Below are 11,945 nucleotides of genomic sequence, written 5' to 3' on the forward strand. Positions count from 1 at the left end.
ATCGGGTTCAACCGGAAGGGTAAGGAGATCATCCGTGTCACGGTTGAAGAGCCTTTCTATGTCCGGCCCGAAGAGCATCCTGGTGCGTTCTAAGTCGGGTATCATCTGCCGCTCCGGAACAGGGCACCAAGCCCTGTTCCGGGAGGCGGTTTGAACCTGGTTTGGAACGGGAGGGGATGCGCTTTCAAACCCGGAAACTGCTTAACAGGAGGAAAACCGTGAAAATGAAAAAAAGCGTAGTATTTGCAACCATTGCCGCGTTTGTTCTGGGCGGTGCGATGGTGTCTTCTGCGGCAACCATCGAAGCCCTGAATGTCGGCAAGCGGGACATTCCGATCGATCCTACCGATCTGTTCTGGTCACCTTACGGCCCCACTAAAGGCAAAGGTGTCGTGGTCGATTTGGACCCACAGATGATCACCAACCCGATGTGGCCGAACCCGGCTACGAAGTGGGTGAATATCAAGGCGGCACGCAATGACAAGGAAATCGCCATTCGCCTGGAATGGAATGACGGTGTCCGCGACGACATCATGGTCCGGTCCCAGCATTACAAGGACCAGGCCGCGCTGATGTTCCCGGTGAAGGCAGGCAGTGAGCCTCCTTTCACCATGGGTTCGGAAGGCGAGCGTGTCAACATCTGGCAGTGGAAAGCGACCTGGAATAAGGAAGGCGCAGGCCGTGCCGGTAATGCAGGCATGCAGGATCTGGAAGACTATTACACCAACATGGCAATGGGTTCCAGTGGTTACTACATGTATGAGCCGGATGGAGGCCTGTTGCTGAAAGGTGCCTTGAAGCCTGGTATGTCTGGCAGCAAAGATGAGCGCACCAATGAAGGTGTCCATACCGGTGGTGCTGGCAATATCGTCAAACGCTCCACCTTCGTGGACCTGGGCATGGGTAAAAACGAAGGCGTTTACAACCCGGGCCGGGCTACCCACAACATCATGTCCGACGCATCCTTGCGGCGGTCTCCGGTTGAAGACCTCAACGCCGAGGGTTTCAGCACGCTGACCACGCAGGCCAACCAGGATGTGGATGGTGAAGGCAACTGGAACAACGATCGTTGGGCGGTGGTTTTCAAACGACCTTTGAAGACCGAAGATGCCAATGACGTTCAGTTCACCGGCAACAGCACGCCGATGTCCATCGCCATCTGGAACGGTGCCAACAAGGAACGCAATGGCCAGAAAGCCATTACGGCCTGGAATACCCTGAAGTACTGACTGACGGGCATTCCTTTTTCAAGACTGGAAGCGCTCCCGGAAGTCCCGTTCCCCCGGGCTTCCGGGAGTTTTTACAACCCATCCTCCCTTAGGGTTTACAGTCGGCTAAAGAGTGAAGGGGGTTTGTTATTTTCGTGGTTAAAAGAACCGCCTTTGACCCGGGCGATTCTTTACAATCCGTGCATGGAAAGCGAAATACCTTACCCTTCCTTCCCTCTTGGTCGGAATCTCCTGTCCCCCCCCCCACGACTCATTCAGTCCTTGGCAAAGAAGTCATAATCTGGTACCTCTTTTACAGTCCCCAAAAACCAGTCCTTTTTTACGATGAAAGAACATTTTTTTAAAATCCGTGGGGTGATTGTGGTTGATGACACCCAAACAGAAGATGATTTCAGCATTTTTGTGAAAGCATTGGACGACCGTGATGCCGTTCTAAAAGTAAAAGAATATTTACGCACCCAGGCACCCAATGTGGCGGGCCGCATGGTTGGACGGGTTATAATTCAAGGTATTGAAAAAAGAGATACTCCTTAGTTTAATCCACTCCTCAATTATCCCCAACCCCTTCTTTTTGGAATTACTTTTCCATTTCCAAAAAATTCCCTGATTTATCAAACCGATTCCACCAACTCCCGGGAAACGGGTCTCGGACTGTTTTTAATTCTTTAAAGTAGTAGGGTTTGAAATGGTTACTGGTTTCATTTGAAACAAAAACCGAAAAGAATTTGTTGGAAAGAATTCGAATAAGTGCAATTTTACATTTCCAGAATAAATTAAAAATCGGTTTGGGGTTTTATTTTGTCCAATATGGCTTAATAACAGCTCAGCTGGGATAATTATAAATGGTTGAAAAAAATGTAGTTATATTGACAATTACTGATTATTTGTTGTTTTTTTTAAATTCCGCTTTCCAAAATAATTGGAAGCCCTTAACCTAAATTTAGTTCATTTCCAAAAAATTAAAAAAATGGATTTTCGAAGATGAATTGGAATCTCTTCTCTGCAAGGAGGGGGGCAGGGAGAACGCCCGGTTTTAAAGGAAATACCAGCGGAGAGGAAAGCTTATGATTGCCACAGATTTGTTTTTAAAAGGGAAAAATGCACAAATCCAGGGGCGCCTGGATGAGGCATTGGAATGGTTCCAGAAGTCTTTAACAGCGAATGAGGAGTCCCTGGGTAAGTTTCACCCTGATGTGGCCTTTATTAAAAACAGTCTGGGTAACCTTTGGGTTCAAAAGGGCGATACGGCCAAAGCCATTAAATACCTGGAAGATTCTTTAAAAACCCTGTCTAAAATTTGCGATCCCAAACACCCCATGCTGGCTGAAGCCTTCCATAATCTGGGTAAGGTTTGTCGGCAGGATGGAGATCTCGAAAAAGCCATCCAATATTTTGAAAAGGCTTTATCCATTTATAAGAAAAATGGAATGAATGACCCGGTTCCGGATTTGGAAGGGATGATTGCCGATCTTTTCGTTCAAATTGGAAATTCCTCGAAACCAAACCCCATAAAAAAACAAGCGGTTACGGAAAATTAAAAAGAATAAATGCTTTTTTATCAATTTTAGGGTTGCAATCATCATTATATTTACCTAACCTGTAAATATAAATAATAGGAACCGAGAGAGCTTGACCCAGGGTTCCGGGGGACTCGGGAACGGATCCCGAAAAAAGGCAAGCGACTCAAGTAAAAACAGCGGAGGAAATCATGAATTCGACGGAATGGGTACGATTGGGTAAAGAAGCTCAGGCAAATGGACTTTTTGACCAGGCAGTGGGTTATTACAGTCAGGCCCTCAATGAACGGATCAAAACCTGTGGCGAATACCATCCTGAAGCCTCTTTTATTTACAGTAACATTGGGAGTATATTTTTCAAGAAAAAGGATTATGCCATGGCCGCGCAAAACATGTACCAGGCATTGCAGGGCTTTCACCGGGTTTGCAGTCCGGATCATCCGCTTCTTGCGCAGACCTGCAACAATCTGGGTCTGGCACTGGCAGGGCAGGGAGAATATGAAAAAGCCATCCAGTTTTTCGAGCGGGCCCACCAGATTGCGCGTCAGTCCGGTATGGGGGATATGGCCCACGAAATTGAAAGAAAAATCAAATCCCTTTTTTCTCGAATGGGCCAGGCCGTTGCCTGATTTCGGGTTGCCACTCCAAGGGCCGGGGTTGGGTCCACCAGCCCCTGGGGAAATACGCCAAAAACCTGTTTCCCGTAACGGTCCCTTTAAGGAGTTTGCCCCTGTGAATTGAAGAGCCGCCCGCAGGCTCTTTAAGGCACTTTTTAACTGTCGATCGTTTTTTCCCTTTGACGGGCACCGATGTTCCAACTGGCAGGATGCCAAATCCGGATACCTCCACCTGCTGTGGTTTTGGTCGGGGAGCATTCCCGCCCGGCAACGCAATTTAAATCCCCACCTCAGACGGCCCTTCGTGGCCCGCCCATTGTTTTTAAGTACAAGAATAGACGCCCTGGCTTATCTATCGGTATGTCAAAAAAGGCTTTCCGTTTCTCTTTGAATATGTGAGAATTGTTTAATTCGAAGGAACCAGGGAGGGTGCCTGCCGCCAATGCAAATGAATACCCCACCATTACCATTAAAAATCTGACGGCGGCTTTTGATGTTCGTGATGAAGGCAAACTCATGGCGAAAGAGAACTCCCAAACAAGCATACAGGTACTGAAGCACAACCTGATTGTCACACTCCTGATATTTTTTAGTGGGATACTGATGACCAGGTTGGCGCACCCGCTCAGCACCAACCTGATCATTCATATTCCTCACGGTATCGCCCTGGGGGCCTACCTGCTGTATTCCCACCGAGTGACCCCCGGCATTTTGTTGGGCACCACCGCTTTCTTTTTCTGGTCCGGCCAGACCCAATTTGCGGATTTCGACCAGGTGCAAATGCTGGGATTCTCCGCCTTGTTGGCCCTGGGGAGCTTCCTTCAGGTGTGGGTCGGCGCCACCCTGGTTCAGAAGTGGCTGGAGAAGGACACGCCCCTCAATGGCATCAGTGAGGTAATGATATTTGTGTTTGGTGTGGCCGCCCTTTCCACGCAAATCTTTCCGTTTTGGTCGCTTATTCTTTTTAATCTTTCCGGGCAAATTCCCGGTTCCGGAATGGGGTCGTACTGGATCATCAGTTGGCTGTCGAACCTGCTTGCGGTCATTCACATCACCCCGTTTTTTCTGGTTTTTCAGAAAAAAAACCGTACGCTGCTGCTACCAAAAGCGGGTCGGGAGGCGGTGCTCCTGGCCCTGGTGCTGTACATCGTGGGCCAGGTGGTTTACGGGCCCTGGTTGGAGCAGACCAATTATCCCCTGGTTTACCTGTTGTTCCCGGTTCTGGTGTGGGCGGCGCTTCGATTTCACCAGCCCGGAGCCATCCTGGCCATCCTGTACACCGCCTTGATCGCCATCTGGGGTACGGCTGAGGGCCGCGGTCCCATGGGCCCGAAGCCCGCCGAAACCGCCGTCCTTCTGCTTCAACTGTACTTGTTTGTGCTGGCCGCCATGTCCCTCGTCCTGGGCGCCACCATAGCCACCAGCTACCAGCATCAAAGCGAGTCCGAAAAGTTCGGGGTTCTGCTGAACCGGGCGATCAATGAAATCTACGTGATCGAGCTGGAATCCATGAAATACGTATTTGTCAACCAGGGTGCCTGCAAGAGGCTGGGCTATACCATGGAAGAGGTCCTGCAAATGAAGCCTTTGGATTTCACCCAGGGAATAACCCGCCAGGAGTTGAACCAACTGGTCGACCGTTTGTCGGAGGACCCGGACAGGATGGAGCGGGTGGAAGCGATTCACAAATGCCGGAACGGCTCGACTTACCCCATCGAAGCCTATGTGAACATTGCGACGTTCGGCAACAAGAAATACCTGACCGCCATCGCCACGGACACGACCGACAAACGCCTGGCGCAGGACGCCATCGTCAACGCCCGCGTTCGCGCCGAGGAGGCAAACCAGGCCAAAAGCATGTTCATATCCAACATGAGCCACGAAATCCGCACACCCATGAACGCCATTCTGGGTTACGTGCAGATTCTGGAGCGTGACGACACCTTGTCGACCGACCAGAAAAAGCGGGTGGATGGAATCCAGAAAGCAGGCAACCATCTTCTCGGCCTGATCAACGATATCCTGGATTTCTCCAAAATCGAAGCCGGGAAAATGGAGTTGAACGTAGCGCAATTCAGCCTGTCGGGCCTGATTGGGGATTTGCAGGTGATATTCCACAACCGTTGTGAAAGGAACCACCTGACCTTGAAGGTGGAATACAGTTTCAGCGGGCAGAGGCGTTGGGTGGAAGGCGACCAGGGAAAACTCCGGCAGATTCTCATCAACCTGCTTGAGAACGCCGTTAAATTCACCGATCAGGGCAAAGTGTTTTTTCGCGTTACCGAGGAAAAGAAAGATCAATATTTGTTCGAAGTCGTCGATACCGGATGTGGCATCCCCCTCGAAAAGCAGGAAGAGGTGTTCGATTATTTCATCCAGAACCAGAACGGTCAGGAAAAGGGCGGAACCGGGTTGGGCCTGTCCATTTCCAGGCGGCAGGTGGAGCTGATGGGTGGGGAGCTGAAAATGGAATCCTACCCCGGATGGGGTTCCCGGTTTTTCTTTTCCATAAAGCTCCCTTCCGCTCAGGAGCGGCCCAGGGAAGACCATCGCGATTACGAACAAGTGATCGCGCTGGCTGCGGACCAATCCGTCCGCGCCCTAATTGTGGACGACAACCAGTCCAACATCGAAGTCATGGAGGAAATGCTCACCGATATCGGAATTGAATGCCAGGCGGTGGTCAGCGGCTGGGATGCCATCGACAGTGCCCTGGCCTGGAAACCCGATATCATTTTCATGGACTACCGGATGCCGGGACTCAACGGTCTGGATACAGCCAAAATGGTCCAAAACAACCTAAGCGAGGAATCCACCAAAATTGTCATGGTCACCGCATCCAGCTACCGCCATGAAAAGGAACGATTTTTGAGGGAGGGAGTGCAGGGATTCATTGCAAAACCCTTCATGCGCGGAGAGGTGTTCAAGTCCTTGCATGATTTATTGGGCCTCGAGTTCGTATACCGGAAAGAAACGGAAAAAACGACGGATCCCTTTCCTGAGAAAAACAGACAAACCGCTCCGCTGGCCCTGCCCGGACCGCTCCTGTCAAAACTGAAAAAGTTCGCCCGCCTGGGAATCATGAGTCAGTTTGAAGAAGTTCTAAAGGACGTTGAATCCCTGGGACCCGAAGGGGTCGAAATGGCCGCGCAACTTCGGGAGAAGGCTGAAAATTTTGATAAAAACGGCATAATGAAACTACTGGAGACCTGCACTCTCCAGCATCCCTCCTAGACTCCTTGGAATTGCAATTCAAGTTGAAAAGCTTAAATTCGTTTGTAATTCATCAAGGGTGGGGTGCCCAAAGCAGACGCTGTATTTTCAGGGGTGGAGTCTTGCGAATTGTGGCATAAAATTGTTTAACGATGTTTTACCATGGATGTTGCATCACAGAAATGGACCTTGTGGATGAAAGAGGGGCGGGATGACGGATTACAAGGCCGGGGATAATTCATGGATGGTTCTGCTGGTCGATGACCAACCCGCAAACCTGGAGGTATTGCGGGGAACTTTGCAGGAAGAGGGATACGAACTCGCGTTTGCAGCCACAGGTGAAGACGCCTTGGGCATCGTCCCCGAACTGAAACCGGACCTGATACTGCTGGATGTCATGATGCCCGGGATCGATGGCTTCGAAACCTGCCGCCGCCTCAAGAAATCCGAAACGGGCAAAGGCATCCCCGTCGTTTTTGTGACCGCTCGCACGGACACCCCGGACCTTTTGGCGGGATTTGATGCCGGTGGGATCGATTACATAACCAAGCCATTCCAGCATGAAGAAGTGCGCGCCCGCGTTCGAAGCCACATGGAGCTGATCACCCTCAGACGAACGCTGGAGACTCAAGTCCACCATACGCAGGAACTTCTGGAGCAAACTCTGACTGGAAGTTTGAACATCTTCCACCAGGTTCTCGCGGGGTTTGATCCCAACTTGTTCAACCATGCCGCGCGGCTGCGCCAACTGGTGAAGGAATGCGGTTCGGCCCTTGGGTTCGAGGACACCACCACGCTGGAAATCGCCGCCATGTTTCTGCCGCTGGGGCTGGTCACCCTGCCGCCGGACACGATTGCCCGATACCGGGAAAACAGAAGCCTGTCCCCGGTGGAAAAGGACATGCTCATCCGGGTTCCCGAGGCGGGAGCCCGGTTGCTGGAAAAGATTCCCCATCTGAAAGCAATTTCGAAAATCGTACGCTTTCATCAAAAGGGATATGACGGAAGTGGATTCCCCGAGGATGGCCCTCAAAGAGAAGGTCTGCCGATTGAGTCGCGGGTTCTAAAGTTGTTGTCGGATTTCGTTTTCGCAGAATTGAATGGTCTGGAGGGGGCCCGCGCCGTCGAACGGCTGGAAGAAAACCCCAAACAGTATGACCCTTTCCTGATGGCAAAATTCAGGGTCTTCATTGACCGGCAGGAGCAAATCCTGGAGCAGTCCCCGAAGGTGGAGAAATCCATTTCTTTTGAGGAACTGAAAACCGGCCTGGTGCTCGCCGACAAAATTGAAAACAAGGAAGGAATGATCCTGCTCAACCCCGGGCAGACCATCACGGAACTGCACATGATGCTATTGAAAAATCATAAGGAGTTCGTCGGCATCAAGGAGCCCATTCTGGTTTTGGAAACCTGAATCGGCTTGAAAGAAAAAATGCAAATAAGGGAAAAAGGATATTCGGACCAAAGTATCTCTGGATTGCGGCCCGGATGGCTGTATCAAATTCTTTCAAAAAGGAGGCACTAGCCAGGTAGGGTGGGGGTTTTCAGGAATATTGGAAGGGGCCCTCCGGAATGCCCTCTCCGAAATCCGAAGGCCGGTTATTTGATATACCATATTTATATAAATTGCCTTAACCTGAAAAGAAGAAAAAAACATCATTCTGGCCAGGTATCCCTGAAAGCACCGGAAGGGGAGGGGCCTTCCGAAGGTCAAGGATGAGTCCAGCGAACCGTTCTTAATATGATTGCCACGACGCATTGGTATCTTTTTCCTGGAGAAATGCCGGGTTCAAGTTGCGCGGGCACTTGGAAGGTAAATGGGCGAGGGGGGTGTTCCCTCTATTCAAAAATATAAGGTGCCGGGTCATGAGATCTCCCGCCATATTGAATAGTTTTACAGCGTTTCACGCCAATGTACTGGTGATGGCATCTTATATTTTAAGCGGTTGTTTGCTTGCCTCACTCACCCATTTTCATGGACATTCGTTTCCCGTTTTTCTTCCGCTGGGAGTCGCACTGGGCTTTCATCTCCTGTTCGGCTACCGCGTTTTACCGGGAGTCTTTGCAGGAGCCTTTTTCCTTACCTTGATATACTGGTTGGGACTGCATCCCCACCCCGCCTCCCACCTCTCCTTTCCAGTTCTGGTCGGGGTCGCTGTCCTCATTGCTTTCGGCGCGACTCTCCAGACCTGGACCGGCGGTTACATTCAAAGGCGATGGCTGAGGAATCTTCATCCCCTCCATCACCTGCGGGACCTGACCGTATTCGTCTTCGTGGGCGGCTTGTTGAACAGCCTCATCCATACCAATTTCACTGTGACGGCACTGGTCTGGGCCGACATCATCACTCTGGACCAGTATGGCATTTCCTGGATCACCGGATGGCTGGGCGACAGTCTGGGAGTCCTCATGGTCACACCTTTTTTCACCGCGTTTCAGACATCGCGTCTGCAGCCGCTGACTTCGCAGAAAAAAGTGGAGGCGGTCCTGCTTGCGGGATTGCTCTACGCAGGTGCCCGGATTATTTTCCACACGCCCATCACTTTTCCGGAATACCCGCTCATTCTTTTGTCTTTCCCGTTGCTTGTGTGGTCGATTTTCCGTTTCCGACAGGTGGGCGGGGTCGTGGTCATGGTTGGAGTGAGCCTGTTGACCATCTGGGGCATCGGACTGACCGATTACCCGGTCGAAACCGACCATGATAAAAGCGTGCTCTTGCTCCAGGGTTACCTGTTCGGACTCATGATGACAGCCTACCTGCTTCATTCCCTGCTGAACCGTGTTCTCGAGGCCACCCGTCAGTCCATCCAGTTGGGAAACCTGCTCAGCCAGGCATTTCATGAAATCTATCTGGCTGATCCCGAAACCTATCAATTTGTCTATGTCAATCAGGGCGCGCGCCAGAACCTGGGGTATTCCCTTGAGGAGTTGCAGGCGTGCACTCCTATTGCCATCGCGCCGGAGTTCAATGAAAGCCGGCTGGAGGAATTGTTTGAAAGCATGAAAAGCGGCGACAACCCGCGACCGGTGATCGAGACCCTTCACCGGCGAAAAGACGGCAGCACCTATCCGGTTGAAGTTCGGTTGCAGATGGCCCGGGTGGACGGGGAGGACTGGATCCTGGCGGTGGCCCTCGACATCTCGGAAAAAAAGGAAATCCAGCGCGAAATCGTCGCAGCACGCGAAAAAGCCGAGCAGGCCAACCGGGCCAAAAGCGTTTTTCTCTCCAGCATGAGCCATGAAATCCGCACCCCCATGAACGCCATCCTCGGTTACACCCAGATTCTGACCAAGGATCAGGAACTCAACCGGGACCAGCGGGTCAAGATGGAAGGTATCCAGAAAGCCGGGCATCACCTGTTGGACCTGATTAACGATATTCTGGATTTTTCCAAAATCGAAGCCGGTAAATTGAAGTTGAACAAACAGGACCTGAGCCTCAGTTCCATGGTGAGTGACCTGGCCGATATCTTCCGGGTCCGGTGTGATGAAAAAGGAATTGAGTTCGACTTGCGCAACGACCTGAGCAACAAGGACGAATGGGTGCATGGTGACCAGGGTAAACTGCGGCAGATCCTCATCAACCTGCTGGATAACGCGCTTAAATTCACCGATGAGGGCGCGGTCTCCTTCCATGTCCAGCGAAAGGGTGAGGATGTGTACCAATTCGAGGTAACGGACACGGGGATTGGCATCTCCAGGGATCAGCAGAAAACAATATTCAATTATTACGAACAGAACTGGGAAGGGATGGAGCGCGGAGGAACGGGATTGGGATTGACCATCTCCCAGCGGCTTGCAAATATGATGGACGGTGAGTTGGAAGTGGAGTCCGAGGTGGGCAAAGGATCGCTGTTCCGCTTCACCCTGCCCCTGCCTCCTGTGATGGAGAAAAAAGAAAGGGCCGTCGAGAGCCTTTCCACCGTATTGCGGCTCAGCCCGAGGCACCCGGTGAGGGCACTGGTTGTGGACGACAATGAGGCCAACGTCGACGTTTTGTCCGAAATGCTCATGGCTATCGGAGTGGAAGTCCAAAAGGCTTATTCGGGAAAAGAAGGCATCGAAATGGCCGGCGGGTGGAAGCCGGATATCATTTTTATGGATTTCAAAATGCCGCAACTCAACGGTCTGGAAGCGGCGAAGGCCATCCAGCATGAAAACCAGGACATCCGCATCGTAATCGTCACCGCTTCCAATTACAGGCACGAACGTGATCGGTTTTTGAAGGAAGGTGTGGATGGATTTATCGGGAAACCATTTTTGCGGGAGGAACTTCTCAAGGCCCTGCAGGATATACTCCGCGTGGAATTTGAGCATGGAAAGAAAAACCGGGCCCTGGACGATATAGAAAAACCGAACTTAGCTGATTCCGAAGTTAATTTTTCCAAAGTGAAGGTCCCTGATTTTTTATTACTTAACCTGAAAAAGATGGCAAAATTAGGTATGATTGCAGAGATGGAGAAGCAGTTGACTGAAATCGAGAAGATCCAACCACAGGGGCCTCAACTTGCGTCTCACCTTAAAGCTTTGGCCGAAAAGTTTGACAAAGATGGCATCCTTAAAGTACTAGACACTGTTGGGCATGGCTGAATACCAGAAGTTTGACCAAACCAATAAACGCATTTTGCTCGTAGACGACACCCCTTCCAACCTTGCGGTTTTAAGGGGTGCTTTGGAGCCGGAGGGCTATCGCCTCGCCTTTGCCTCCAGTGGCAATGAAACCCTCGAGATCGTGCCGGAACTGATGCCGGACCTGATCCTGCTCGATGTCATGATGCCGGGTATCGATGGCTTCGAGACCTGCCGGCGATTGAAGGCCACGGAAATCGGCCTCAACATTCCCGTCATCTTCATCACCGCCCGTCGTGAAACCCAGGACGTGGTGGAAGGGTTTCAGGCGGGAGGCGTCGATTACATCCGCAAGCCCATTCAACAGGAGGAAGTATGCGCCCGCGTGCGCAACCACCTGGAACTCCTTTATCTCCGCCGCTCACTCAAAACACAATACGACAAAACCCGTGAAGTGCTGGAAGAGACTCTCAACGGCAGCGTGTCCATCCTGATGGAGCTTCTGACCAACTTCGACAGCAACCTGTTCAGCCGGGGTACGCGGGTGCGGGAAGTGGTGAGGGAAATCGCAAACGTCCTGGAATACGAGGAAACATGGCAGTTGGAACTGGCGGCCATGCTGGCACCCATCGGCAACATCACCATACCGCCGCACATCCTTTACAAAAAAAATAAAAAAGCGCCCCTCTCGGTCCGGGAAGAAGAATTGTTTCGCAACATCCCCAAGACCAGCATGAAGCTTCTGGAAAACATTCCGCATCTCAAGGATGTGTCCAAAATCGTGTTGTATCACAGGAAGG

Annotated in this window: 8 protein-coding genes; all 8 read left to right on the forward strand. The window is 51.3% G+C overall.

The window, feature by feature from the left end:
• Window positions 1-224 precede the first annotated feature (224 nt).
• A complete protein-coding gene (locus ACTRW9_RS14060) occupies window positions 225-1,229 on the forward strand; it encodes an ethylbenzene dehydrogenase-related protein (protein ID WP_442429826.1) in 1,005 nt (334 codons plus the stop codon).
• 324 nt (window positions 1,230-1,553) lie between these two features.
• Window positions 1,554-1,763 (forward strand): hypothetical protein, encoded by a 210-nt coding sequence (locus ACTRW9_RS14065; protein ID WP_442429827.1) that lies wholly within the window; start codon window positions 1,554-1,556, stop codon window positions 1,761-1,763.
• A 530-nt stretch (window positions 1,764-2,293) separates the two neighbouring features.
• Window positions 2,294-2,767: a tetratricopeptide repeat-containing protein gene (locus ACTRW9_RS14070; RefSeq protein ID WP_442429828.1), complete on the forward strand. Its 474-nt coding sequence runs from the start codon at window positions 2,294-2,296 to the stop codon at window positions 2,765-2,767.
• A 170-nt stretch (window positions 2,768-2,937) separates the two neighbouring features.
• Window positions 2,938-3,375 carry a tetratricopeptide repeat protein gene (locus ACTRW9_RS14075; protein WP_442427817.1) on the forward strand — a complete coding sequence of 146 codons (438 nt, stop codon included), beginning with the start codon at window positions 2,938-2,940 and terminating at the stop codon, window positions 3,373-3,375.
• A gap of 417 nt (window positions 3,376-3,792) precedes the next feature.
• Complete coding sequence (locus ACTRW9_RS14080) at window positions 3,793-6,597, forward strand: MASE1 domain-containing protein (protein WP_442429829.1); 2,805 nt, start codon at window positions 3,793-3,795, stop codon at window positions 6,595-6,597.
• A 190-nt stretch (window positions 6,598-6,787) separates the two neighbouring features.
• Complete coding sequence (locus tag ACTRW9_RS14085) at window positions 6,788-7,990, forward strand: response regulator (RefSeq protein WP_442429830.1); 1,203 nt, start codon at window positions 6,788-6,790, stop codon at window positions 7,988-7,990.
• A 452-nt stretch (window positions 7,991-8,442) separates the two neighbouring features.
• The gene (locus ACTRW9_RS14090) at window positions 8,443-11,166 is read left to right on the forward strand and encodes an MASE1 domain-containing protein (protein ID WP_442429831.1); all 2,724 of its coding nucleotides are present in this window, start codon (window positions 8,443-8,445) and stop codon (window positions 11,164-11,166) included.
• On the forward strand, window positions 11,159-11,945 hold a 787-nt coding region (locus ACTRW9_RS14095), incomplete at its 3' end, for a response regulator (protein WP_442429832.1). The genes ACTRW9_RS14090 and ACTRW9_RS14095, both read left to right, overlap by 8 nt.

Origin of the sequence: Nitrospina sp. 32_T5, from assembly GCF_052156635.1 — a bacterium.
GTDB lineage: Bacteria > Nitrospinota > Nitrospinia > Nitrospinales > Nitrospinaceae > Nitrospina.